Below are 25,268 nucleotides of genomic sequence, written 5' to 3'. Positions count from 1 at the left end.
TTTTTTCAATTTCATCTTACAATATAATTCCCAATTTTTAAAGACAAAGTAAAGATTTTGTAAAGAAATTGCTAAAAGAAAAAAGACGGCTAAGCCGTCGAAAATTATTTTCTTCTTTAATTGTTTTTATAATTCTCAATTTTTAATTTGCCCTTGAGGCCCTTAGGTAAAAGGGTATTGCCATTAATTGGGCAAGGATTGAAAGGCCAATCATAAGTGGAAGTGAGGCTGAATAGATTAGACCAAGGAGCCAGGACCCCAAGAACCAAAAAATTCCAAAGGAGCATTCAAAGATCCCATAGCCTGTGGCCCTGTTCTTCTTTGGAACCATGGAAGTGACAGCAGCCTTTAAGATTGACTCTTGGGCCCCCATCCCTATGCCCCAAAGGACTAGGCCAAATAAAATTGCAAGTTCACTTTTAAATCCAAAGATAAAGAAGGAGAAGGGGGCAGAAATTATTGTAGATATAACAAGGGCCCTCACACCTTTCTTGTCGTAGATGTGACCAAAGACAAGGGCAGCTAGGGCATCCACTAACATGGCACCTGCGTATAAAAGTGGTAGGGTCTCTTGGCTTATAAATTTAAAATTTTCATAGCTTCCACCAAGTCCCACAAGATTTTTGGATATATGCATTATGACTAAGGCGTAGTCCATGAAGCCAAAGGCAAAAAGTGAAATCCCAAAAATATAATATATAAAGGACTTCTTCATGACAAAGGTCTCTTCCTTTTTTGTTTCTGGTTCAAAGGACTCTGGGTTTGGAAACTCCCCCTTAGTTACAAATAAAAGTAGGATTGTAATAAGACCTGGGATTGCCAAGAAGGCAAAGGCAGTCCTATAAATTTCAAAAGTTGTCCCCTTAGTCTTAAAAAGCATGACGAGATAAAGAAATACTGGCCCCAAGAAAGCTCCAATTTGATCTAACATCTCTTGGATTCCAAAGGACTTGCCTACTCCCTCTTGGCTAGCAGCAAAGGACATGATAGTATCCTTGGCAGGCTTCTTGATTGCCTTACCCATTCTTTGGATTACAAGTAGTGCCGCAGCGGCAATCCATCCTCCTTCGCCCACAAGGGCAAGGGCAGGGACTGCTAAGATGTCTAATATGTAGCCAAAGATTACCATGGACCAATACTTTCTTGTCCTGTCAGTTATTTTTCCAAAGACATACCTCATGGAGTAGCCAATGAGTTCTCCAAGGCCTGATATAAATCCAATGGTGCCTGCTGATGCACCAAGTAGGGCAAGGTAGGCTCCCCTAATGCTTGATGCCCCTTCATGGGTCATGTCTGAAAAGAGACTTACAATTCCAAATAAAATTATAAAGGTCATTGCCCTTGAAAATCTTTTTTCCTTCATCTTCTTCACTCCAAAAATTACTTATAATAAAATTACTTCTTCTTAAAAATAGTAACCCCATTAATTAATATTGACCCAAGAGTGCATGCAAGCAAGGTCCCTCTTATTGTGGGTATTACATCAAGGGCACCAGCAATATCTTCCTTAATTAAAAAGTTTGCTCCCATGTTATAAAAAGAAAAAATTGCAAGGCATGTGAAGGCCATACTGAGGAAGCAATCCTTAGAGGAGTCCAGGCCCCTTGACCAAGCCAAGACATTCTTAGTTGCAAAAAATATTGCAATAAGTCCAAAAATAATTCCCATCTTATCCTTCTTTCTTTAAAAATTCTTCTCTCGTAAGCAAGTTGACATTTACATCTCGCTTCTCATCCATGAGAGGAAGGTATTCGTCTCTTATTACTTTTTGAGGAATAAAGCCACACTTTTCTTGGACTCTCTTCGATTTTTCATTTCCTGTGTAGTAGCCACACCAAACCTTGGCCATGCCCAAGTCGCAAAAAGCATGTCTCAAGATTTCTCTTGCAGCTTCAGGCATAAGTCCTCTTCCCCAAAATTTTTTGCCCAGCCAATAACCAAGCTCGCACTCATCATCCCTATCTGTTAGCTTTGTATTACCCCTTAACTTCAATTCAATTGCCCCTATTGCCTCATTACTTTCTTTGAGAGCAAGGGCATAGGCTTCTTTTCCATTAAAAACATTTTTTATTGTCCTAAGGCTATCCTCAATAGTCTTGTGGGCAGGCCAACCTGCAACTGGTCCAACCTCAGGGTCCTTGGCATAGTCAAACAAGGACTCAGCATCTTCAAGTGTCCATCTTCTAATAATAAGTCTTTCTGTCTCCATATTTTTAAATCCTATTCCAATCCTTTGATTTTAATTCCTTATATCTCTCTTCATTGCCTTCAAAAATTTTGCCCTTGAAGTCAACTTCATACATTACCTTCTTGCCCAAGTGCCTTAGACTTATGATGGCCTTATTATTTTTCTCATCAACTTCAAAGTCTTCGATTTCATTCCAAGGCATGAGGTAGAAGTCCCTCTTTGTTGAGTTAGAAATTTCACTTTCATAAAGACCCTTAGGGCTAAAGTAGAGAATAAAAGTCCTAGATGAATCCATAGTGTAGTAGAGATTACTTAGGAGCAACTTGCCCAGTCCTGTTTTGATGTCATTGGCCTTAAAGGCTACTAGGTAGTTGTCCCTGTCTCCAAAAATTTTTTCAACCTTGTCACTAAATTCCTTCTTGTCATTAAATAATAATCCCATAAAAAACCTCACTTAAATATAAAAACTTCTTTGATGTCCTTGCCCAAGACCTTGCAGATCTTGTAGGCTGTTTCAAGAGTTGGACTAATAGTGTTGTTCTCGTAGGCCATGATTGACCTCCTCTTAAGTCCCACAGCCTTGGCTAGCTTGTGTTGAGAAAGTCCTAGCTCTCTTCTGTACTCAGCAATTTTATTTTCTATTACTACATTTTCTATTTCCATTAAATCACCTGGTGTATTTGGTTACATTTATAGTACCAAACTTTGTTCGCAACTTCAATAATTTTTCCAAAGACCAATTGTCAAATCAAATGCAAGACCTATGCTAAGAAAGCAAAAAGTTTTCTTCTAGGCCCTGCCCCTTATGGTAAAACAAAAATAATTAAAGGTGCCTAGAAAAATCTAAGCACCTTTTTAATCTTCTAGATTTATATACACTTTTTGCCCATGGGGACATATTTTTGGATAGTCCAAATGTTTATTTAAGCTTTCCATTAGCTTATCTCCTGTTGCATGCTCTAAGAGGTCAGCCTGGTCGTGGATTTCATCTTCGTCAAAGTCTAGGACTTTTTCTAAGAACTGCTCCCATAACCTGTGGATGGAAATTAATTTTTTGGCGATTTTTTCCCCATCCCTTGTGAGATAAATTTTTTGATTTTCCACATAGACTAGGCCTTCTTCTGATAATTTTTTTATCATTTCTGTGACAGAAGGCTTGGAGACTTTTAAATAAAAACTAAGATCTTTATTTAGAGAGTAGCCTCTTTCTTCTATATCTTTAAAAATATTTTTTATATAATCTTCCTTGCTTGGGCTCATTTGATATTAAACTCCTCTAAAAGTGATGTATATTTATTATACCCCAAAGAAGTCAGCTCATAAATCATTTTGTCAGAATTTAAATTTATGAGTTTTTTCTTAGTTAAATAGAAAATATTTTTATCAGTTGTTGCCTTGTCCCAATTTAAGTGCTTGGCTATAGAGTCTGCACCAAGTTCTGCTTTCTCTTCTTCTCTTCCTTGGTGAGAACCTATGTGGATTAAAATAGAATAGGCCTTTATAAGCATCCTATTTTGATGTCTTACATAAATTTGTCCAATCATTCCATTCTTGTTAAAGATTAAGACTAGTAAAAACACTAGACCTGCCATGGCGGCAGTTGTTCCTGACATAGAAAGGTTTAAATAAGTCGCCACTAAGAAGCCCAACATACAGTTTATAAAGGCAAATATTGCTGATAAGAAAAGCATCTTTTTTAAGTCTTTACTTATAATATAGGCAGTTGCACCAGGTGTAATAAAGAAGGATATTACAAGTATGGCGCCTACGCTGTCAAAGGAAATTACAGCACTTAATGATGCAAGACTCATAAGGGCATAAAACAATAACTTTGATGAAAAACCGCTTATACTTGCGAAGTCTGGATCAAAGCTTGTAACTTTTAACTCCTTAAAAAAGACCACTATAAATAAAGTATTTACAATAAACATTCCACTTGATAGGACTAAGGCCTTTGGAAGTTCAAAGCCTGAGATAGTTATTGTGTTAAGTGGTGCAAGTATTACTTCACCCATTAGGACGACGTCAGTATCTAGGTGGACATTTCTTGCAAATTTTGTAATTAAAATTACTGCAAGGGCAAAGAAAAGCGGAAAGACTATCCCAACTGCATCGTCGTTTTTTACAAGTCCAGTGTTGGATAAACTTTCTATTGCGTATACAGTGATAAGCCCAAAGACTGCAGCTCCAAGTATTAGTATAGGCGATTCAATGTCCTTCGTTATAAAATATGCAATAACTATACCTAAAAGGACAGAGTGACTTATGGCATCTGTTAGCATGGAAAGAGATCTAAGCATTAGGAAAGACCCAATCCCAGCGCAGCTTAGGGCTGTCATAAATAAAATAATAAAAATCATTATATTCATTTGTAGGTCCTCCTTCTCTTGTACTTTGCTATAAGACCCCTAGGTCCAAATAGAAGAGATAAAAAGGCAAGACTTGTCATTATTACAATAATAGTCGCCCCTGTACTCATGCCGTCATAAACTGTTGATATATAGGTCCCAAGGACTGCAGAAAATCCTCCAAGAGAGCTCGCAATAGCCATTACCCTAAAGAAGTCGTTAGACCACTGTAAGGCTGCAATGGCAGGGACTATTAAGAGTGATGAAATTAAAATTGCTCCAACTATTTTAAGTCCTGTCCCAATTAAACTCATGGCAGAAATCATAATAACTGCATAGATAAATTTTTCGTTTATGCCAATGGTCTTGGCATAGACTTCATCAAAGATAAAGACCTTGATCTCCTTATAAAACAAAGTTATGAGTAGTAAAACTGCAATAGAAATTACAAGAATAATTTTTACGTCAGTCTCCATCATGTAGGCAGCTTGACCAAATATATAGTTAGATAGGCCTGATTGAGATGCACCCCTGTAGTTTGGATTTCCTTGGATATGGGACTTAAGTGCCATACCAAGGCCAAAGAAAGAGGATAGGACAATAGCTAAAATTGTATCAAGACCAAGCTTTGAATTCTTATTTATGACTTGAATTAAGATAAAGGCAATGGATCCTGAGAAAATTGCTCCAAATAAAAGGATAACAGGATTTCTCGAAGAAAAAACCATAAAAGCAAGGACAAGACCTGGAAAGGCTGAGTGCCCTATGGCATCACCTATGAGGGACTGCCCCTTCAAGACTGTAATAGTCCCTAAGGCAGCAGAAGAAATTGCCAGAAGTAGGGTCCCAATAGCTACAACTAAAAAGCTATAGGAAGTTAAAACGTCAATTTTAAACATTTATCTCGCCTCCAAAGGCCCTTTCAATATTTTCCTTGGTAAAGACTTCTGAGACCTTGCCTTGGGCAAGAATCTTTTTATTTAAAATAACCAAATGGTCAAAATATTTATCCACTGTATTTAAATCGTGGTGGACCACAATAGAAGTTTTTTTATTTCTCTGTGATTCCTTTAAAAAACCCATTATTATGCCTTCGGTTTTTTTGTCAACACCAGCAAGAGGTTCATCCATGAAAAATATGCTGGCATCAGATGCAATGGCGCGGGCTATAAAAACTCTTTGCTTTTGCCCTCCTGACAATTGAGAAATTTGCCTATTTTCAAATTCCGAAAGGCCAATTTTTTCTATAGCTGCTCTGGCAATTTCCTTGTCCTTCTTGCTAGGCCTTTTAATCCAGCCACAGTGGATATACCTTCCCATTAAGACAACGTCAAAAACAGTTGTAGGAAAGTCCCAGTTGACTGAAGACGATTGGGGGATATAGGCAATTTCTTTTTGAACTTCTTTTAAAGATTTGCCCATAATTTCAACCTTGCCAGATAAAATATTTTTAAGTCCCAAGATTCCCTTTAGAAGAGTTGATTTACCTGCTCCATTGGGACCAATAATTGCAGTGATGGAATTATTTATAAAATCCACATCATTATCCCAGATTACTGGCTTATCGTCATAGGCTATAGTCAAGTCTTCAACCTTTATAATTACATCATTTTTCAATTTAATCACCTATTTTAAATTATCCACGATTAAATCAATGTTGTGCTTATACATATCAATAAAATTATCTCCAGCTTGTCCTTCTGGTGCTAGGGAGTCGGAGAAAAGTTCGTGGCCTTCTCCACTAATAACTTTTACATCAAAGCCCTTAGCAGCACATAGTTCCCTTAACTTTTCCATTCTTGCAGGGTCAGTTGTTGATTCAGCAAAAATTGCAGGAACTTTTTTCTCAACTATAAAGTTAGCAGTTTTTTCAATATCTTTATTCGCAACTTCAGAGTCAGTTGAAACACCTTGAGGAGCAACAACTTTAATATTATAAGCTCTTGAGAAATAATTAAAAGCGTCATGAGGAGTTATTAGATACCTATGTGCAGCTGGAATTTCATCAAGCTTTTTCTTGTTGTATTCATCAAGTTCATCAAGCTTTGCTAAGTAATTTTTTAAATTTTCTTCAATTTCAGCCTTGTGGTCAGGTACTAAGTCAGAAAGAGCCTTGGCTGCATTTTCTGTAGCCATCTTGTAGAGGGAAATATCGAACCAGAAGTGAGGGTCAACAATAATTTCTCCATCTTGGTCCATTTCTCCAAGCTTTTCTTTTGGGAAGTTTTTTGAAAGATTTACACCAGATTTTTCTAGAATATCTACCATCTTTCCTTCAAAGTGAAGACCGTGGAATAAAACCAGGTCAGCCTTTTCAATTTTCTTAGCATCATTAGTCTTTGGAATATAAAGGTGTGGGTCTTCCCCTGCTGGAATGATTAAATCAATATCAACAAAATCTCCAGCAAGAGTCTTTGTCATGTCGTATAAAAAAGAAGTAGTAACAGTAACTTTTTTCTTTCCTGTATCTTGTGTCTGTCTTTGACTATTACTTTTTGAATTAGCATTAGCATCATTAGCCTTTGGCGTACAAGCCGTCAAACAAAGCATAAGTGCCAGTGCTAAAAATATTTTTTTCATAAATTTCTCCTTTAAATTTAAAATTGATAAACTTACATTAATTAGGCGATCCTAACTAAGATTATAAAAATACCTAGTAAAATTGTCAACTATAATTTATATATGTAGGTCAAATAAAAAAGAGAGCTTATGCTCTCTTGTAATTGATTATTTGAAGGCATTCTGTAAAGTTCCGAAACAATATCCGCTTTCCCCTTCATGATCTAGTCTGTCTGACTCTACTACATCTGCCTCCCAGTGACCTAACTCTTGCCTCGTCTATATTTCTTTATTGAGAATTATTTAGTATAACTTCCTCTACTAACTTTTATTTTAGATGAATTCCTCTTGTGTTGCTCTTCTTAGGATAAATTTTCCATTAAAAAATCAGTGATTTCCATCACTGACTCTTTATTTTTTCAAAGGTCCTTCCACCATCTTTTGAAATGTAAGTGGTCTTATTATTATTTATGTCATTGAATTCCAAATGGATGACGCCATCCTTATCCATCCTTCCAGAAGCTTTTGGACTTGTTTCTTCAAGTTCAGATAAAAATTTCATCTTGTCGCCAGAAATTTTTACGAGGAACCAGCGTGACCTTGCCCCTGCCCTGTCAACTTCTAAGAGACCGTAGTCAGAATTTTCTATCTTTATGGCGTCAGAGGCTTCAAAGTTTTTTAAAACTTCTTCCTTATTATCTTTTACTTCCTTTAAATCTTGATTTTTATTTTCTTCCTCTGGTCTCTCACCATCAAGGCCTTCCCTTCCATAAATCAAAATTTTTAAAATATCCCTTGCATCATCGTCCTCAATCTTATTTAAATCAGCAAAGGTATTTTTAATTTCATCTTCACTTAGCTTATCCATGGTGATGAAGTTTTTTCTGTAGACTTCATAAACTGGGTCAAACCAGCCAACATTTAAGATGTAAAAATTTTCATTATCATAGGCAACTTGTCGATTTTCTTTGCCAGCAAAAGCAAATGCCATAAGTATATAAGCCATTGAGATGATACAAAGTCCTATTAAGATTAGACCCACAAGGACCTTTAAGTACTTGTTAAACTTAAAATTTAAAATCTTATAAATGGATAAAATTTGTAGGCCAAAGAAAACTAAAAAGCTAAGACCAAGTAGGACGTTGTTGATAATTGGAATAAATTCAATTTTATTCACGAAAATTAAGGCCCCAAGGACTTGCCCAAAGGAAAGTAAGTAAAGAAAAATATATAAAAATTTTTTATCTTTTAAGGTCATAGGCTCCTCCTAATAATCTTTTCTTACATTATAAGTAATTCAAAAAAATTTGCAAAAAAATTAGGAGAACTTGTCTCCTAATAATTTACATATTATCTTTTACACCAACAGCAACCATCCTTGCCTTAGCACGAACTTCGCCATCAGCTTCCATTACCATGTTTACAATTACCTTTCTCTCACCAATTTCTTCAGCAGTAGCAGTAACTGTAACTTCCTTGTCCATTGGAGTTGGCTTTTTGAAGTCCACTTCAAGTCTTGCCGTTATAAATCTACCAATAACTGTGTCTTCATTAAGTTCAAGGCCAAGGTCTCTGTGCTTAAACCAAGCAGCAGAAGCAGTGCCGTGGCAGTCGAAGATCATGGCAATCATTCCACCAAAGAGGTTGGCAGGAACTCCACCAGTGTAAACTGAATCAGGAGTAACCTTAGCGATGCAATCACTTCCATCTTCAGATGGATAAGATCTTAGGTGCATTCCCTCATGGTTCTTTGGTCCACAACCCCAACAGTATTGAAATCTTTCGCCGTAAGTTTCTTGAATGGCAATTTTTTTATTATCTGACATAATATCCCCCTTGTAATCTCATTTGTAATTTTATTTTATCACACTTATGATTACTTTTCTCTTTTCATAATTTATTTGTTGCGTTTCAAATTTTCCAAAAGAATACTTTCTTTCTTTTATGCTATAATCTAATAAAAAGGAGGATTGTTATGAACAAAAAATTATTTATTGGCATGTTAGCTCTTAGTCTACTTCCAAGCAGTGTCTTTGCTACATCTAGTCCCAATTTATTTATCGACGGACAAATTCAAAAGGCTGATGTAATAATAAAAGACTCTAGGACTTTTGTTCCTCTTAGATTTATTTCTGAAAATCTTGGCTACAAAGTAGATTATTTTAAAGAAAGCAAGGGAATTAAAATCTCCAATGATTCTCATGAGCTTAACTTAAAAGTTGACTCAAGCGAGTACGAGAAAGATGGCAAAACAAGTCAAATGGATGTCAAGACTTTTATAAATAATGATAGGACTTTTGTCCCTCTTAGATTTATTTCCGAAAACTTTGGCAAAGAAGTTGGCTGGGACAATGATTCTAGGTCTGTTTACATTGGCAAAAAGCCCGCCGTATTTCCTAAAGTTCAAAAGTCTAATTACGAGGTAAAAGAATACCCAGAGTTTGGTTTCAAATTATTCCTTCCGAAAAATTCTGAAGATAAAATTGAATTTAGACCTAGCCAATTTGAAAAGGGAATTGCTGTTTACTCAAAAGAAGTAAACAAAGCTGGAAAAAAACTTGGATATGAAGATTTGGGATACCTTGGAACATATATCTTTAGAAGTGAAATAAATGAAGATGATTATACTTTAACAACTCTTATTTCTGGTTCAAAGTATTTCATTGGAAAAATTTTAGTTGAAGATTTTATTCAATCATCTGGAAAGCTATATGACGAAATGATGAAATCTTATGATTTAATGGATAGGATTATAGTTGCTCCTTGTGGAAATAAAATACCTGAATTTTCTTCTGTAAAAGCTGATATTATTGACGGCGAATTTGTCTATAGCTTTGGAAACCCAAAACTATCTATAAAAATACCTGAAAAAGATCTTAATAAATTTCAACTTGAATTCTTCGATTCTGGAATTTCTTTTTATGATATAGATAATTATAAACAATATGGTGGCTTCATTAGAAGTATTTCACAAGCTAAAGAGTTACTCGAAGAAAATAGTAAAATAACAAAAAACGGAAACATGATAGTTCAAACTTTTGACGCAAGGGATGTTCAATACGATATGGCTCATAGGAATGTCTACGAAGAAAAGGCAAAAATCATTTTAGATAAAATGAAAATAAAAACTCAATCCGCTGAGAATACAATGAATGGATTTACCAACAACTCATTCAATCAATAATAAATAATAATTTTTAAAAATAAGGCAAGATATTAATTAAAATTTTAGTATCTTGCTTTTTTTATTTTGTAAAAAAAATTAATCAAGCCATCAAGTAAAACTTTCAAACAGAAAAATAGGTCGTCAACTCTCTTCGCAATTTCCTTATTATTAATCTCTTTCTCTGATTCCTATGGCAAAGAAGCACCCTGTATCTTGCCACCCAATTCTCCTTTGTTAATTAAATAATAACTTACTAGAAAACAAAAAAATTCACAAATCTCTTTCATGTGAGACTTGCGAATTTTTAAAATTTTATTTTTGTTTAAGAATTAAATCTATCAGACTATTAATTTACATATTAGTAAGTCCGCTGCCTGAAAGCAAAATTTGTCCCTTTATGTTATATGCTCAGTCTGATGCAAGATAGAGAAGATTTGCAGCAATTTCTTCTGGGCTTGCCAGCACCTTGTCAAGCTTTGGTCCCCTCATTACAAGTCCCATTCCCTTTTCATAGACGTAATTTAAGTTTTCCAACTTTTTCTCAGCCTATGTTTTTTCTGCCTATAATTTTCTATGTATTTCCTTTTGCTTTTTAGCCTAACTCGCCCTCTAAAAATCTGCAATAGTATGAGTTATTCCTTGCTAGGATTTCGCAATGATTGTAGCCCTTCCAAATTTTTACTTTTACATTGGGAAGTTTTTTCTCAATTATCTTTTTTGATTCCTTTAAATTAAATTCTTCTGACCCGTAACAAAAAATACATTTTTCTTGGTCTGCCTTGGATAGCTTAGGGACTTTTACATAAACAAAAGTCTTGACAAGGTTGGTCACACTTTTTTTATCCATGCCAATAAGAGTGTCTGCAATAATATTGCTCCACTGCTTGCCATAAAATTTTTCAATTTCATCTAGGGCGAACTTCCTATCTTTAAGAGCCTTCTTTTGCTTATCCATTACAAACTTTCTAGCCAAAATTTCCTTTATTTTGGATCCTTCTGACAGGGAACAAGCTTCAAATATTGACTTATTAAATTTTATTTTTTTTGAATTTAATAAGTTCAAGAGAACAAGTCCGCCCAAGGATGCCCCCAAGGCTAAGTCTATTTCTCTTATGCCCTTTTCTAATAGGTAGTTTTCAATTTTTTTCGCTTCAATCTCAGTCGACTTAAATACTTCCTTCGACTTGCCATGACCTGCGAGTTCTGGAATTATATATCTATAATCACTTGGCAACTTATCAGCTATTAAATTTTTCATGGCCTCTGCATTAAATCCCAGAGGATGTATAAGTAGTATTGTCTTTTTATTTTCTTTGTTTACTTCTATAAAATCCATTTACCTAACCCTTGCTAAAATTTTTTATGTCTCCTCTTAACTAGATAGACTTGCTTTAAAATATTGCTAAAGTTCTAAGGGAATTATATGTTAAATGAAAAATATTTTCAATCTAGTACATATGCTTGCAACCTCTATCTTGTTAGCAAAATATTAGGCTTATCAAAGTAGCTTAGTTCTTTGACTATTAATTTATACTTGCCCCTTTTCCTATCTGTAGTTAGATAATTAAAAGCCTCCTAAGCTTGTCTTTAAATAAAAAAAGATTCATGCAAAAATCTTGCATGAACCTTTAAAATTCAAAATCTAATTACATGTTAGTAAGTCCGCCGTCTGAAACTAAAATTTGTCCGTTGATATTAGATGCTTGGTCTGATGCAAGGAAGAGAAGATTTGCAGCAATTTCTTCTGCGCTTGCCACCATCTTGTCAAGCTTTGGTCCCCTCATTACGACTTCAATTCCCTTTTCGTCAACATCATTAAGATTTTCTAGGATTTCTGTTGCGATGCCACCAGGCGCTACAGCGTTGCAGCGAATTTTGTCATTGGCATACATAGCAGCAGTGTTTCTCACTAGACCATGGATGGCACTCTTGGACATTGTGTAAGCAACTCCTGCCTTGCCGCCTCTTACACCTGCTATTGATGTTGTTGCAACAATTGAACCTCCATCTTTCATTAGAGGGATAGCAGCCTTAAAGAGTCTAAAGGATCCCTTTACATTAACTTCAAAGATCCTGTCAAAAGTTTCTTCTTGGCAGTGAGTTACAGGTTCAAACTTATCCATTATGCCCGCATTGGCAATGAGGACATCAAGCTTTTCATTTTCATTTTTTACTTTTTCAAAAAGTCTATCCACTTCTTCTTGCTTAGACACGTCACCTGGAACAGGAATTATTTCTCCCTTGTAGCCCAAGGACTTTGCTTCTTCAGCTAGAGCTTCCAACTTTTCCTTTCTTCTTGCAAAGGAATAAACTTTTGCCCCTTCACTTGCCGCCATAAGGCTGGCAGCTCTTCCTACACCAGATGATGCTCCTGTAATAACAAGAACCTTATTTTCAAATCTCATAATATCCTCCTTTATTTGCTTTATTATAATACCATTGTAACAAATTATAAGTTGCTTTTTTATATTATTTTACTTTTTATTATTTTTCTTTCTCATAAATTGCCTGCAAGGTCCTGTGACTTAACAACAGTCTTTTTTATGCCAAGTTTGTTTTTTTCTGATGAATAATAATCGCAGCTTTCTGTTAGTAAGCTTCTCCTTTTCCTAAAAAATTATACAATAATTTTAAAAAAAATTGTTGACAAGCATATTTTAACTTAGTATTATTTAAAACATATTCTAAATTATACGAAGAGAAGAGTAGTCAAAAGGACTTTTTACAGAGAAGTTTCGGGTGATGAGAGAAACTAAAAGAAGAGTTGATGAACATGGTCTCTGATGAGATAGTTCGATATTAGAACTATACGGGACTTCCCGTTACAGAAGAAGGGATATGATCTATATTAAGAGTATCCTATTGAGGTCTTTTTAGTAATAAAAAGATAAATTAAGGTGGTATCACGTAAGCATAGCTTTCGTCCTTTTTGGGGACGGAAGCTTTTTTTATTTTAGGGAAGAAAATAGATATGAAAGGACGTAAAATTTGATTGAACTTAAGAATGTAACTAAAACTTTTAAAAGCGGAGATTATTTTATTAAAGCTGTCGATGACGTAAGGCTTACAATAAATGATTCAGAAATATTCGGGTTTATAGGGTATTCAGGAGCTGGTAAGTCTACTCTAGTAAGATGTATAAATCTACTAGAAAAACCTGATTCAGGAAATGTCATAATTGATGGGGTTGATCTAACAACTCTAAGTGAAAAAGAGCTAAGAGAAGAGAGAAAAAATATCGGTATGATATTTCAGCACTTTAACCTACTTCACTCGATTTCAGTATTTGATAATATAGCTTTTTCTTTAAAAAACACATCATTATCAAAATCTGAAATTGAAGCCAGAGTAAAAGAGCTAGCTGAGATCGTAGGAATAGAAAGAGAGATTTATAAATATCCATCAGAACTTTCAGGTGGTCAAAAACAGAGAGTAGCAATAGCTAGAGCACTAGCATCAAAACCAAAAATTCTACTATGTGACGAGGCTACCTCAGCATTAGACCCAAAAACTACTAAATCAATACTAGAGCTTTTAAAAAATTTAAATAAAACTCTAGCAATCACAATAGTTATAATAACTCACGAAATGGACGTTATAAAAACAATATGTGACAGAGTAGCAATAATGGAAGGTGGTAAAGTCGTAGAAAGTGATAATGTTTTAGAAGTGTTTAGAAAACCTAAAGCAGAAATCTCAAAAGATTTTATAGCTACTACCTCTAACCTATCAAAAGTTGATGAGTTGATTTTAGAAAAATCTCAATTAGTCGAGACTACAAAAAACGACAGAATTATTAGAATAGATTTCTCTGGTTCAGACACTAAGGATGCCACAGTTTCATATATATCTAGAAATTTTGATTTAGATGTAAGTATACTTTTTGGTGATATAGACGTTATTACAAACACAATTGTAGGATCTCTTATAGTTTTATTTAAGGGAGAAGAAAAAAATCAGCTTGAAGCTATTAAATATCTTAACAGTAACGGTATATCAACTAAAATAATTAAAGAAAGGGAGGTGAACTAATGGAACAATTAATGGAACAGTACACACCAAATTTATTTTATTATTTAGATGAATTTGTAGTTAGTATTAAAGAAACACTAATAATGCTATTTGCATCAGGAATATTATCTTTTATATTTGGAATTATATTAGGTACGATCTTAGTAGTCACAAGGGAAGGAAATATCTTAGAAAATAAATTTATTAATAACATATTAGCTACAATAGTAAATGTTTTTAGATCTATCCCATTTGTAATTTTAATAACTTTATTGATACCACTTACAAGAATTATAATGGGAACATTCATTGGAGTAAAAGGTGCAATCTTCCCTCTTGTAATGGGATGTGTCCCATTTTTTACAAGACAAGTAGATTTAGCATTATCATCAGTTGATAAAGGTGTTGTAGAAGCCGCACAATCAATGGGACTTTCACCTTTAGAAATTATTTTTAGAGTATATCTAAGAGAAAGTATCCCAGATATAGCTAGAGCCACAACAATTACAGCTATAAGTCTTTTAGGCCTTACTGCAATGGGGGGAGCTGTTGGCGGAGGTGGCCTAGGAGCTTTTGTAATAAGATATGGTCACAATAGACATTTTACCGATATAACTTACGTTTCAGTAATACTGATTTTAATATTTGTAACAATAATTCAGTTTACCGGAAATAGAGTAATAAAGAAAACTACACATTAATTTAAAGGAGAAAAACAAATGAAAAAATTATATTCAATATTAATTATAGGATTATCGCTTTTATTATTTACAGCATGTGGAAATAATAACCAAAAACAAAATGCAGAAAATAAAGAACAAGCAACAAATAAAGTTTCAGAAACTAAAGAAAATAAAGAAACAAAAGATAAAAAAGTAAAAGTTGGTATTATTGGCGATAGTAAAGAATGGGATTATGTTAAAACTGAAGCTGCTAAAGAAGGTATCGATATAGAACTAGTGCAGTTTGATTCCTATACTCTACCAAACGCTGCCTTAGATCTTGGAGAAATTGATCTAAACTCTTTCCAACACGTAGCTTACCTAAATGGAGAAAAAGAACAACTTGGTTACAAAATAAACCCTATCGGAAACACATTTATTGGACCAATTGCAGTATATTCTAAAAAAATAAAATCTATAGAAGAGCTAAAAGATGGAGATACAATAGTTATTCCTGAAGATGCTACAAACGCTGGTAGAACATTAAACCTTTTAGATAAAATAGGACTTATTAAAGTGCCAGAGGATGCAGGATACACACCTACTCTAAAAGATATAGAAAATCCAAGAAACTTTAAGATTCTAGAGTTTAACTCAGCTAATATTAAATCAGCTCTAGATGAAGTAGAACTAGTAGCATTATACTCAGGACAAGCATCAGATGCAGGACTAAGACCAATTGAAGATTCATTAGCATTTGACTTAAATAGTGCGGATGATATCAAACCAGATAACCCATACATTAACGTAATAGTAGCTAGAGAAGGTGAAGAAAATAACCCAATTTACAAACGAATAGTAGAGTTATACCAAAGTGATGAAGTAATCAAACTTAGAAAAAAAGAAACACCTGTAGTCTTCCCAGCATGGGGCATTGGAGAAAAATACTGAAAAAACTAAAAGGTATTTTATTTTTAGCCTTAGTTACAATCCTTACTGGATGTGGAACTATAATGAGGCAGAAGTTAATAAACAAGAAGAAACTACTACAAATGTAGAAGAAAAAGAAAATAGCACAGAAACTACTACAACAGACGAATCTGTAAAAATTGGAGTAATTGGAAGTTCTAAAGTATGGGAGCATGTAAAAGTGAAATGAACCCGTAAACACGGAACAAATTTAATATTATATTAAGGGGAATGTAACCTATAAATTATAGATTACATTCCCCTTAATTTTGTTTTAATCCTGTATTTGTTATACCATTCAATATATTGTTTACTTTTAAAAAATTTTACAAGACAAGTAACGATTCCTATTCATATAATATAAAAAATGTGTGGGACAGCAACTGGCATCCTAATCCTTGCCTCTGGACGCTTAAAAGCTTATCTTAAGAAAATAGCCATAAGAACAAACATAACTATAAAACAAATTAAATGTTTTCTCCTGCCTTGTCCATTTAATTTTTTTGTGCTCCCCTTGTAAGTGGAATCCACCTAAAACTCCCTCCTAGATAGGGAGGGCCTTTGTTTTTTCCCTTAGTTTAATTTTTATTATGTCTTAATTTATTTCATATATTTTTTAATAAGGCTAGTCTTTTTCTCTCATATCCGAAATAATTTCCATCAATTAGTAGGCTTCCCAGAATTATTTATAAGCATCACACATGAAAATAATTTTCGTAGTTATCTATTAATAGTCTAAGTCTCTTCACTTCTTCCTCAAGAAGTTCTCGTCCCTCATCGGTTATCTTGTAATATTTTCCCTTCTTGTCTACTTCGACTCTTGTGATAAAATCATTTTCTAAGAATTGAGCCAAGAGGGCATAGAGGGTTCCTGGTCCTAAGTTTATTCTTCCCCTTGTGATTTCACTTACCCAGGCTGTTATCTCTGCCCCATTTCTAACTTGGTCCAGAGCCAAGAGGGTGTAGTACATGGGCTCTGTTAGGGTTTGGAATTGATCTCTTGCCATGCTTACACCTCCAGGATCCTTGCAATCTCTTCTTGGACCTTTTCATCTTGGAAGTTCCCATTTACTTCTAAGACCACATTCTTATATAAAATCAAATAGTCTTCTTCAGCAGATAAGATATAAGTCTTATCATAGGGATAATCCTCTGAAATGTCCTTAACAAATTCAGCCCTATAAGGGTGCTTCATAGAATTTTTTAATATTCTTTCAAATAAATTACCTGCAAGGTCCTGTGACTTTACCACAGTCTTTCTTATGCCAAGTTTATTTTTTTCTGATGAATAATAATCGCAGCTTTCTGTTAGGAAACTTCTTCTTTCCCTAGTTATAACAAAATCTCCCACAACTTGGCTTTCAACTTCATTAGCAGTTGATAATTTATCGATTAGGGTAAATGTAAATACATTGGTAATTATCGAAATTAAAATTACCATTGATATTAAAATAAATTTTTTCCCGCCTCTTTTTATGTTCATGGCTTTAATTTTTTTGCGATATAAATAAATAAAAGAAAGCATAATAAGAGTTGGCAGCAAACTTATTAGCATTACAAAAGAATTTGAATCTCCGCTAGGAAGCAAAAAGCCTGATGTAAATGCAAGTATTATTAAAGTAAGTGCAATATAAAATATTAAGACAAAGGCCTTAGAAAAAGTAAGTCTTGAAAACTTTATTTCATTTACATCTTTAGCGTCTCTATTTCTATTTTTAAAAAATATATAATCTCCCAGAGCCAAGGCATCCAAAAGAAGGAATAAAATAACAGCCGGACCCATAAATATTGTGTAGTTGGAGTAAAATATGTCACTTGATAAAAATTGAGAAATTAAAAAGAAAGATAGAAAGGCAAAAACAATGAAATTTATGCTAAGAGAAATTATTTCGCCCCTCACGCCCTTCTTTAAAATTTCAATTTCGTCTTTTCCATCATTATAAAGGGAGTCTCGGCTTCCTTCATCAAGCTTATAGATATTTACGTTGAAGGTCCTGTCTACAAGATGCCAACCAAGGTCTTTTGCCATCTCATCAAAGTCCCTTAATTCATCTTTTGAGAAGGCAGAAAAAGATCCTTCGTTAGGTGCAATTGAAATTTTATATCTGGCATCTTCTGGTGCAGCTTTTTTAAACTTGTGGATGAAGGGCAAAATTATTTTTTCAATTTGCCAGCCTTCCTTCGCCATATCTTCATACCACTTTTCAAAAAGTCCAAAGTTTGTATAAGTTAAGTATCTTGCCTTTAACATAATCTTACCTCCTTTAGTATCGACTATCGATAATTGAATTGTATATCGAGTCTCGATAGATGTCAATAAATTTAAAATTTTTTAGAGATTTTTCCTTCTCTTTATCAAAATTCTGTAAAAATAATTTTTGTAAAAAACAAGGCCCTTAAGATTTAAAATCTTAAAGGCCTTATCCTTATATGACTTCTTGTTTTAACAAGTCCATGGTTAATTGCCGCTATCCTTAAGCTTCTTATTCCACATAAGCTTTAAGCTTATAAAAGTCTTCTAGCCTAATAATAATTACTTTTATATTTCTACTTCCTTCCAATAAAAATTTTTGAACCAGAAAGGCCTAACAACTTAGCTTCCTTGGGGTCAATAAATATTCCCCTTGTTGTGTCTATTAGTTTTATATCTTTGTATCCTTCTTTTTTAAGTTCTTCGATAAATTTTTCTATATCTCCGTAATTTGATTTCTTAATCAAATCATGTATGGCAAAAACGCCACCTTTTTTAAGAACACGCAAAGTTTCCAATAGTAATTTCTGCTTATTATGTCCCATTATATTGTGATAAACGTAGTTGCTTGTCACCACATCGAAGCTTTCATCTTCAAAGGGAAGTTTCACTGCATTGCCCTCTTCAAATCTCACATTAGAAACACCTTCAGCCTTTGCATTGTATTCACAAATCTTTTTAGAAAACTCCACTTTGTATGAACCGCTCCAAATATCGCAGCCCACCATGGTCGCTTTTGGATTTCTTTTTGCACAAGCTATGGTAAGTGCACCGCTGCCACATCCTACATCTAGTCCAACTCCACCATCTGGTATCTCAACATATTGAGCCACACCTTCTATAATAGTTTTGGCGAGTTTCCTCTTACCCCTATAGTCAAAGCTTCGATACATAAAGGAAAGCATAATTGAAGAAAATAGAAGTATTAAGACTCCAATTCCTAAAATAATTCCACAGATAATCCTAAGACTTCCACTGAAAACAAGGTCTGTCCCTGCGAAAATTATAAAGAGAATAAAAGTAATTATAGTCCCTCCGATGAAATTCCTAAGTAAACTTACAGGAACCCAGTTTCTATAGTCAGGCTTTGTTTTCTTGTTATCAATAAAATTTGATTGTTTCATAAACATTCCTCCTTTAAATAATAAATTTTATAAAATTCCCCTTTATCAACTAAAATAATGATTCTAACCCTTTACTTTATAATCTTATAAATTCATATTAGTATGGTTTATAAATAAAGATAAGTAGTAAATAAAATAAATTAAATTGAACCAGCCACCACAGATAATCATGTGTAGACCTCTTGGCAATTTACCAAGAAGTGGTGTTAGAGTAACAAGAACTAAGGGAGTGAGTAAGACTTGCCAGCTTGGAAAAATCGTCAAGCCAAAAAGAATCATTATTGCAAGACCTAAGTTGCCAAGACCCATAAATCCAAAAACTAACTTGGCTTGAAATTTTAAAAATTTTAAAAACTCATCAAAGGCTTCCTTGCCCTCGTGTCTTGACAAGAGACCCAGGTAGGCAAATTGAAGATGATAGGCTCCCCCAAAAATTATTCCAAAAGAATTTATTAAAAATAAAATCCAAGCAAGTTTTAAAAATTTTTCTTGGCTGGCTAAGATCATGTGATAGGATCCAAGCAAATATAAAAATGATCCTAGAGGTCCTAAGATGCCACCCAGATATAATCTCTTTGTGCCGAGCTTTTTCATTATTTCAATTATGCTATTTACCTTGTTCTTGTTATCATAATCTTTGCGATCGTAGTAGAGGAACATATCCCCCATAAACATTGTGATAGATCCCAAGAGACCAATTAAGATGCAGGTATGTAAGTTCATAAAAAACTCCTTTGTAACTTTAAATGCTACTTATTTTCGCCTTAATTATACAACTTGAAAAAATTAAAATCTATTAGAAAACTAGGAGAATATACTTAGCTTATGATTTTTGTTTTTTATTTTTCTTTAAGGTCTAATGATCTTAAATGAGTTTTAAATTTTTATTTTAATGTAAGGATAAAGCTTGGATCTTATCAATATGAATTTTAAAAATAAAAATAGCACCCACACAAGTGGATGCTTTGCCTTACTCTTATTCATTGATTACTTTATTTTCAATCAACTCGTAAAAATTTTTATCTTAACTTCTTTGCTTACTCAACTTTACTGACTTCAAATGATAGTCTGATTCTAATTTTTTAAAAAATTTATCTATATTATAATTTCTGTGGAAATACAAGGTTACTTTAATCATTAATTTATCATCTATGTCCTCATCAATTATATCAAATTTCTTAACTTCAACGCCCTCTTTCGAAGCAAAGTTTAGAAGGCTCTCTTCATCATAATTATTAGTATCAAATAACATTATGTAAGACTTTCTTGTCCTATCATTTATAAAATCACTAACACCCATTAATGATATCAAGGTCACGAGGCAAATTACAGTTGCTATTACTGCTCCTTCATAAAATCCAATACCCACTGCAAGTCCAATAGCTGCAGATAGCCATAGGGTCGCAGCTGTGGTAAGACCTGACACCCTGTTCTTGGTTTGGAGTATAGTGCCTGCACCTAAGAAACCAATCCCACTTACAACTTGAGCTGCAAGACGTGCAGTATCTTGCCCTACATTGTCAGATATTTTTCCAAATCCATTTATTCCTATAAGCATAATTAAGCAGGCGCCAACACTAACAATAATATGGGTTCTAAAACCAGCCGCCCTCTTCTTAGTTTCCCTTTCTATGCCAATAATAGCTCCTAGAAAGGCCGCTAACAAAATTCTAACTGTCACTAAAAATATATCCATTCTATCCCCCCTTATATAAGACTCAATATATTAAAATAAGTTTTATAATTTTTATTGAAAATATAATTTTTGTCCCTTCGACTTATTAACTTTGCGAAACTTATTAAATATATAATTGCTATGAAGATAAAATATTCAATGCAAGTTAGAAGAATAATGCATACTTCATAGATTGTATTATAACTAAGTATAACAAGTAAACTTTTCTATTCATAGGTCTCGAAGTATAAACTAGCGGCGATTATTTTATTATAATCACAGCAATTCCAATTAAAACAAAAATAATTCCAATAATAAGCTCTATTAATCCCACCTTCTTAGCATAGGACTCTGTTTTTCTTCCAGATTTAAAATCCCCTTCAAAGCCATTAATCAAATTGTATTTTTCTTTAAAATATATTAAATAACCAAAAATAATAAAAGCTAGTCCTACTAGGATAAGTATTATTTTTAATAAAGTCATAAACCACCTCTCTTAAAACTTCTTAGCTGGACAAGTATTTTGCAATAATTTTACTACAATGAATTCCACTACTTCTATTGACTTTTTTCTTAGGCAAAAATATAATTTAGTTAGAAAGTATGAATTTCTAACTAAGGAGGTTTTGTTATGTTAGTTGAACTAAAAGCTAAATCACAAGTCACTATCCCAAAAGACATAGTAAACTCTATGGAATTAAATCAAGGCGACCAATTTGAAGTCACAGAAGACAATGGAAAGATCATACTTGTTCCAGTTGCAATCTATCCAGAGCATGTCATAAAAAATTTAAAAGCTGAAGTAAAAGAAATTAAAGAATCTATAAAAAATGGAGAAAGGCCAATCTTTGATTCCATTGACTCTCTATTTGAGGAGTTAGATAAGTAATGTCCTATAAAATTACTTATTCGAAAGCCTTTAAAAAACATTATAAAAAACTATCTGATACTGAAAAGAAACAAACTAAAAAGAAAATTAAGTTTTTCGTAGAAAATCCTACTCATCCATCTTTAAGAACCAAGAAAATACAAGGTTCAGATGGAATATGCGAGTCTTCTATTAACATGGATATTCGAATTATTTGGTTTTATGAAAATAATGAGTTGATATTTCTTTTAGATATTGGACACCACGATATCCTGGACAAGTTTTAAAAATAGTATTATAATGAAAATACGAATTGAAAACGAAAGTTTTGCGGGTGATGCATTTATGCGTCACCCGATTTTTATTTTAATGCCTCTATTTTCTTAACAACAATGTAATACATTCTGCATGATTTGAGAGAACAGTATAAATAATTCTTAAGCCTAATCTCTATGCTTATTTTATGTATCTTAAATCAAAGAAGTAATTATTTGCGATTTTTTTCTTAACCCATGATAGCTAATCTTTAAATTTTTAATAGATCCTAACCATTTTCTTTTTTCGCCAAATCCTTATTAACTCTATATCCAATAATGAAGTAAAACAGCATTTGCAATACAACTATGACTGTCATAGTTGTATTATTTAAACTATTACTAACTATTACTATAATATTTAATAATATAAGAAATATAGCATATATGCGCAAAAGTTTAGCTGCATACTTATGTGCATACTTCCAGTTTTCTTTTGATTTCATACTTAATGCTGTCCTAAATCCACTATGCTTACTGATATTTCCATTTGCTCTATACTTATAAAAAAAAGACAAAAGCAACCATGTTATAGGTAATAAACTAATTACAACTTCTTCAAAATTCATACTTAAATCCTCCCATTTCATAAGCACTATTTAACCCATAGATTTTACCAACATTTACAGCCCTACCAATCATACAGTCTTCTATAATCTTTGAATCTATCCATACATTTTCTAAAAAATTGCCTTCCATACTCACTCCCTATTAAATAAAAATTTTTGTAGTTTTTTAATCCATCTTAGAAATTAAACTTATACACTCTGCGTAGCTTGAGTAGTCAGTATGGATAAAATTTGATATTTTTCAAAAGCCTCGTATGTGGGGATATATTTATTCTGAACTATTTCTAAATTCTTTTAACATTTTATTTAAAACTATTGCATTTTCATATTCATCAACAAATGCCCCCTCTTTGTATTGATGGAAATTCGGAATATTTGGTACATATACATTTTTTAAATATTCATTTCTCTTATACCAATTATTCCTAATAAATTCTTTAAATTCTATGCGTTCTTCTTCTGATTCAAATAATAGTACAACTTCAAATAATCTGTCTCTAGAAAACTTATCACTAAAGCTTTCCTGAAAATAGAAAAACTGATTTAACTTATAAAGAAAAGTTCCTTTCGTAAAATATCTATATGAAAAATCCCAACTAAAGCTATTGTTTTTGTCTAATGTAATTCCATCTATTTCAGGGCAAGGCGTAAAATACCTGCCTCCATCTAAAGCAACCCCACCTAATTCTTTCAATAGTGTCTGATGATATCTAAATTTTATATCATACCAATGTGGCCTTGAATCTACTTGAGAAAAAAATAATATCTGTATCCATCTCCTTCGTCTCTAGCACTCTCATATTCAATAGTGAACTCTGGAAAATACTTGTAGTACTTTTGCATTTCACCATATGGACCATCATTCCAATTTTCATAATCCTCAAGATAAATCTCAAATCTTTCTAAAACTGTTTGAGTTAGTCCAAATCGTTTTTTCCACAAATATTCAACTTTATCTAAATCTGCTGATCTATCTATAGGCGTGTTAGTATCTTGAATTCTCGTGTAAATATAATTTGCTCTAATTCCCTGAAAGTTATCTGCCAAATAATATGGTGTGTTATTGTCATTCAATATCACTATTACATCAATTGTTTTACCTAATATTTGATAGCTTTTTACATATACCGTTGGTCTTAAACCACCCGCAAATTTTTTGTCTTTTAGAAAATCAACTATGTTTTGAGTGTTTTTCCTTCCATCGTCTTCACTTATATCTCTAACATTATAATTATCTTCTTCGTCGACACCTATTATTATATAAGCATCTCTACTATCTAAATTATTAGACATGCAAATAATATCATGAAGTAAGTCTTGCTTTCCTTTTTTATCAGATTTATACCATTCTTTCTTAAAATCCCAGTAGCTGCCTTCTTGTTTTAAGTTAATTAAATCTATAATTTTATGCATACATATCAAAATATCACCTACATCATTACTTTTTCTGATTTTATTATACCATCCTATATAATATAAAAAACAGCTCACTTGGAGCTGCATTTTAATAATTATTTGTTTAGCTTATTATGCAATCATTAAATAATGTTTGCCCATTTTTCTATAAACCCTAAGTACTTTAATTCTACTGATGGATATTTATTAATTAATTCTAACAAGTCTGTATGAAATTTATCGTAATAATCATCTTCAGCTAGAATCTTAAGATTAATTTTACTAGCAAAAATAGTATTATTAGATATTCCTTGGTTTAAATATTCTTTATATAACTTTGGAGTCTTGGTTAATTTAGCTCCATACAATCTACCATAATGAGCACATATATTTCTGACATAAGACAAGTTCTCAATCCAAGATTCTAAATAAATATAATCAACCTCGAATTCTTTGGCAATCTCTTTCTTATCTTCATTCTCCATATTCTTGTACAATTTAGAAAGTGTGCCAAAACTTGCTACCTCTATTGCAACATAGAATGGAATCTTTCCACCCTCATAGTTTTCTTTGAAGTTATGTATAAAGGGCGATTTCTTATTTCTTTTTATCTCTCTTTCTAATTCCTTTAGGGTACTCTTCTGAAAATTCTTTTTCTTGTAATTACTAATATCTTTATATCCAAAATTCCCATATTTTAATGAAAAGTAATTAGTAATTACAGCTCTTAAATAAACTTCTATATACTCTATCAACGAAAATAGAATATGTCTAAGTTCCATATCAAATAAATATAGGTCAACTATATTCTCAAAAGTAGTTCCATCTATGTACTTTCCATCTTCTTTTAAAGTTATACTATAGGCTTTAATAAGTCGATAATAGAATACCCTGTTAAGCAAACTTTCTGCATAGTTTTTATCTTCTATTTCTAAACCTAAAGATATTAAATTTTCAATTTGTTTGCTTACATCTATAGGAGCTTGATAAGTTTTCTTCAAATTATTTCTTCTTATAATCAAAAGACCCGACTTGGTCCGCATTGTTAAGAGGCGTGTCGGGTACTGTTAATTGCATAGTATAGTATTAATTATAATTTGTCAATTTATTATCAGCGCTCATTTTACATTTTTTCTTCTATGCTATTCAATTTAAGCTCAAATCGCAAA

General features: G+C 32.9%; 33 protein-coding genes and 1 other annotated feature. Of the genes, 7 read left to right on the top strand and 26 right to left on the bottom strand.

Going from position 1 to position 25,268, the window contains the following annotated elements:
- Positions 1-142: 142 nt before the first annotated feature.
- From M9426_RS05555 to M9426_RS05500, 12 genes are all read right to left on the bottom strand, one after another.
- Entirely contained in the window at positions 143-1,363 is a 1,221-nt protein-coding gene (locus tag M9426_RS05555) for an MFS transporter (RefSeq protein ID WP_250341583.1), read from the bottom strand.
- Positions 1,364-1,395: 32 nt separating this feature from the next.
- Positions 1,396-1,668 (bottom strand): hypothetical protein, encoded by a 273-nt coding sequence (locus tag M9426_RS05550; protein ID WP_195443871.1) that lies wholly within the window; start codon positions 1,666-1,668, stop codon positions 1,396-1,398.
- Between the two features lies 1 nt (position 1,669).
- Positions 1,670-2,209, bottom strand: a complete 540-nt coding sequence (locus M9426_RS05545) for a GNAT family N-acetyltransferase (protein ID WP_250341582.1) — start codon at positions 2,207-2,209, stop codon at positions 1,670-1,672.
- Positions 2,210-2,213: 4 nt separating this feature from the next.
- Positions 2,214-2,630 (bottom strand): histidine kinase, encoded by a 417-nt coding sequence (locus M9426_RS05540; RefSeq protein WP_250341581.1) that lies wholly within the window; start codon positions 2,628-2,630, stop codon positions 2,214-2,216.
- An 8-nt stretch (positions 2,631-2,638) separates the two neighbouring features.
- On the bottom strand, positions 2,639-2,851 hold the full coding sequence (locus M9426_RS05535) for a helix-turn-helix transcriptional regulator (protein WP_250341580.1): 213 nt from the start codon (positions 2,849-2,851) through the stop codon (positions 2,639-2,641).
- A 192-nt stretch (positions 2,852-3,043) separates the two neighbouring features.
- On the bottom strand, positions 3,044-3,448 hold the full coding sequence (locus tag M9426_RS05530) for a metal-dependent transcriptional regulator (RefSeq protein WP_005955481.1): 405 nt from the start codon (positions 3,446-3,448) through the stop codon (positions 3,044-3,046).
- Positions 3,445-4,557, bottom strand: coding sequence for a metal ABC transporter permease (locus tag M9426_RS05525; protein ID WP_250341579.1), 1,113 nt, complete (start codon positions 4,555-4,557; stop codon positions 3,445-3,447). The genes M9426_RS05530 and M9426_RS05525 overlap by 4 nt, the downstream gene beginning before the upstream one ends.
- On the bottom strand, positions 4,554-5,435 hold the full coding sequence (locus tag M9426_RS05520) for a metal ABC transporter permease (RefSeq protein WP_005955575.1): 882 nt from the start codon (positions 5,433-5,435) through the stop codon (positions 4,554-4,556). The genes M9426_RS05525 and M9426_RS05520 overlap by 4 nt, the downstream gene beginning before the upstream one ends.
- Positions 5,428-6,153 (bottom strand): metal ABC transporter ATP-binding protein, encoded by a 726-nt coding sequence (locus tag M9426_RS05515; protein ID WP_005955545.1) that lies wholly within the window; start codon positions 6,151-6,153, stop codon positions 5,428-5,430. Before M9426_RS05515 ends, M9426_RS05520 begins: the two co-directional genes overlap by 8 nt.
- Before the next feature lie 9 nt (positions 6,154-6,162).
- Positions 6,163-7,116 (bottom strand): metal ABC transporter solute-binding protein, Zn/Mn family, encoded by a 954-nt coding sequence (locus tag M9426_RS05510; RefSeq protein WP_060800628.1) that lies wholly within the window; start codon positions 7,114-7,116, stop codon positions 6,163-6,165.
- 379 nt (positions 7,117-7,495) lie between these two features.
- Complete coding sequence (locus M9426_RS05505) at positions 7,496-8,353, bottom strand: hypothetical protein (protein ID WP_250341578.1); 858 nt, start codon at positions 8,351-8,353, stop codon at positions 7,496-7,498.
- A gap of 85 nt (positions 8,354-8,438) precedes the next feature.
- Positions 8,439-8,921 (bottom strand): acyl-CoA thioesterase, encoded by a 483-nt coding sequence (locus M9426_RS05500; protein WP_250341577.1) that lies wholly within the window; start codon positions 8,919-8,921, stop codon positions 8,439-8,441.
- 149 nt (positions 8,922-9,070) lie between these two features.
- On the opposite strand from M9426_RS05500, the gene M9426_RS05495 reads away from it, so the two are divergent.
- Positions 9,071-10,279, top strand: coding sequence for a copper amine oxidase N-terminal domain-containing protein (locus tag M9426_RS05495; RefSeq protein ID WP_250341576.1), 1,209 nt, complete (start codon positions 9,071-9,073; stop codon positions 10,277-10,279).
- Positions 10,280-10,669: 390 nt separating this feature from the next.
- Here the strand turns inward: M9426_RS05495 and M9426_RS09285 are convergent, their stop codons facing one another.
- The 3 genes from M9426_RS09285 to M9426_RS05485 all read right to left on the bottom strand — a co-directional run bounded on the left by M9426_RS09285 (position 10,670) and on the right by M9426_RS05485 (position 12,666).
- A complete protein-coding gene (locus M9426_RS09285; RefSeq protein WP_256466620.1) occupies positions 10,670-10,795 on the bottom strand; it encodes a hypothetical protein in 126 nt (41 codons plus the stop codon).
- Positions 10,796-10,853: 58 nt separating this feature from the next.
- Entirely contained in the window at positions 10,854-11,597 is a 744-nt protein-coding gene (locus tag M9426_RS05490; RefSeq protein WP_250341575.1) for an alpha/beta fold hydrolase, read from the bottom strand.
- Between the two features lie 310 nt (positions 11,598-11,907).
- Positions 11,908-12,666: an SDR family NAD(P)-dependent oxidoreductase gene (locus tag M9426_RS05485; protein WP_250341574.1), complete on the bottom strand. Its 759-nt coding sequence runs from the start codon at positions 12,664-12,666 to the stop codon at positions 11,908-11,910.
- Positions 12,667-12,945: 279 nt separating this feature from the next.
- Positions 12,946-13,192: a binding site (T-box leader), on the top strand.
- A gap of 57 nt (positions 13,193-13,249) precedes the next feature.
- Between M9426_RS05485 and M9426_RS05480 the strand changes: the two genes are divergently transcribed.
- The 4 genes from M9426_RS05480 to M9426_RS05465 are packed head-to-tail and all read left to right on the top strand — an operon-like array spanning position 13,250 to position 16,093.
- Positions 13,250-14,293 (top strand): methionine ABC transporter ATP-binding protein, encoded by a 1,044-nt coding sequence (locus M9426_RS05480; RefSeq protein ID WP_250341573.1) that lies wholly within the window; start codon positions 13,250-13,252, stop codon positions 14,291-14,293.
- On the top strand, positions 14,293-14,973 hold the full coding sequence (locus M9426_RS05475) for a methionine ABC transporter permease (RefSeq protein ID WP_250341572.1): 681 nt from the start codon (positions 14,293-14,295) through the stop codon (positions 14,971-14,973). The genes M9426_RS05480 and M9426_RS05475 overlap by 1 nt, the downstream gene beginning before the upstream one ends.
- Positions 14,974-14,991: 18 nt before the next feature.
- On the top strand, positions 14,992-15,885 hold the full coding sequence (locus M9426_RS05470) for a MetQ/NlpA family ABC transporter substrate-binding protein (RefSeq protein ID WP_250341571.1): 894 nt from the start codon (positions 14,992-14,994) through the stop codon (positions 15,883-15,885).
- Entirely contained in the window at positions 15,869-16,093 is a 225-nt protein-coding gene (locus M9426_RS05465; protein WP_250341570.1) for a hypothetical protein, read from the top strand. The genes M9426_RS05470 and M9426_RS05465 overlap by 17 nt, the downstream gene beginning before the upstream one ends.
- A 505-nt stretch (positions 16,094-16,598) precedes the next feature.
- On the opposite strand, the gene M9426_RS05460 is transcribed toward M9426_RS05465, so the two are convergent.
- The 6 genes from M9426_RS05460 to M9426_RS05435 form a co-directional block, all read right to left on the bottom strand.
- Positions 16,599-16,910 (bottom strand): PadR family transcriptional regulator, encoded by a 312-nt coding sequence (locus M9426_RS05460; RefSeq protein ID WP_250341569.1) that lies wholly within the window; start codon positions 16,908-16,910, stop codon positions 16,599-16,601.
- Positions 16,911-16,912: 2 nt separating this feature from the next.
- Entirely contained in the window at positions 16,913-18,154 is a 1,242-nt protein-coding gene (locus tag M9426_RS05455) for a DUF2812 domain-containing protein (protein ID WP_250341568.1), read from the bottom strand.
- 296 nt (positions 18,155-18,450) lie between these two features.
- Entirely contained in the window at positions 18,451-19,278 is an 828-nt protein-coding gene (locus M9426_RS05450) for a class I SAM-dependent methyltransferase (RefSeq protein ID WP_060800622.1), read from the bottom strand.
- A gap of 84 nt (positions 19,279-19,362) precedes the next feature.
- Positions 19,363-20,001 (bottom strand): DUF6796 family protein, encoded by a 639-nt coding sequence (locus M9426_RS05445; protein ID WP_250341567.1) that lies wholly within the window; start codon positions 19,999-20,001, stop codon positions 19,363-19,365.
- A gap of 301 nt (positions 20,002-20,302) precedes the next feature.
- Positions 20,303-20,974, bottom strand: coding sequence for an MgtC/SapB family protein (locus tag M9426_RS05440; RefSeq protein ID WP_250341566.1), 672 nt, complete (start codon positions 20,972-20,974; stop codon positions 20,303-20,305).
- 241 nt (positions 20,975-21,215) lie between these two features.
- Positions 21,216-21,437: a DUF3784 domain-containing protein gene (locus M9426_RS05435; protein WP_005955598.1), complete on the bottom strand. Its 222-nt coding sequence runs from the start codon at positions 21,435-21,437 to the stop codon at positions 21,216-21,218.
- Between the two features lie 147 nt (positions 21,438-21,584).
- Between M9426_RS05435 and M9426_RS05430 the strand changes: the two genes are divergently transcribed.
- Both M9426_RS05430 and M9426_RS05425 read left to right on the top strand, forming a co-directional pair.
- Complete coding sequence (locus tag M9426_RS05430; RefSeq protein WP_005955548.1) at positions 21,585-21,842, top strand: AbrB/MazE/SpoVT family DNA-binding domain-containing protein; 258 nt, start codon at positions 21,585-21,587, stop codon at positions 21,840-21,842.
- Positions 21,842-22,108: a type II toxin-antitoxin system RelE/ParE family toxin gene (locus tag M9426_RS05425; protein WP_195443904.1), complete on the top strand. Its 267-nt coding sequence runs from the start codon at positions 21,842-21,844 to the stop codon at positions 22,106-22,108. The genes M9426_RS05430 and M9426_RS05425 overlap by 1 nt, the downstream gene beginning before the upstream one ends.
- A 257-nt stretch (positions 22,109-22,365) precedes the next feature.
- On the opposite strand, the gene M9426_RS05420 is transcribed toward M9426_RS05425, so the two are convergent.
- The 5 genes from M9426_RS05420 to M9426_RS05400 all read right to left on the bottom strand — a co-directional run bounded on the left by M9426_RS05420 (position 22,366) and on the right by M9426_RS05400 (position 25,100).
- Positions 22,366-22,704 carry an SdpI family protein gene (locus M9426_RS05420; RefSeq protein ID WP_250341565.1) on the bottom strand — a complete coding sequence of 113 codons (339 nt, stop codon included), beginning with the start codon at positions 22,702-22,704 and terminating at the stop codon, positions 22,366-22,368.
- Positions 22,694-22,834 (bottom strand): hypothetical protein, encoded by a 141-nt coding sequence (locus M9426_RS05415; protein WP_250341564.1) that lies wholly within the window; start codon positions 22,832-22,834, stop codon positions 22,694-22,696. Before M9426_RS05415 ends, M9426_RS05420 begins: the two co-directional genes overlap by 11 nt.
- Positions 22,835-22,972: 138 nt before the next feature.
- A complete protein-coding gene (locus M9426_RS05410) occupies positions 22,973-23,398 on the bottom strand; it encodes a hypothetical protein (protein ID WP_250341563.1) in 426 nt (141 codons plus the stop codon).
- A gap of 50 nt (positions 23,399-23,448) precedes the next feature.
- Entirely contained in the window at positions 23,449-24,117 is a 669-nt protein-coding gene (locus M9426_RS05405; RefSeq protein WP_250341562.1) for an ATP-binding protein, read from the bottom strand.
- A 125-nt stretch (positions 24,118-24,242) separates the two neighbouring features.
- Complete coding sequence (locus M9426_RS05400; RefSeq protein ID WP_250341561.1) at positions 24,243-25,100, bottom strand: Abi family protein; 858 nt, start codon at positions 25,098-25,100, stop codon at positions 24,243-24,245.
- Positions 25,101-25,268 lie beyond the last annotated feature (168 nt).

The organism is Peptoniphilus genitalis (assembly GCF_023614525.1).
GTDB lineage: Bacteria > Bacillota > Clostridia > Tissierellales > Peptoniphilaceae > Peptoniphilus_A > Peptoniphilus_A genitalis.
The sequence above is the reverse complement of the archived record's forward strand: the minus strand, read 5'-3'. Positions and strand labels throughout refer to the sequence as shown.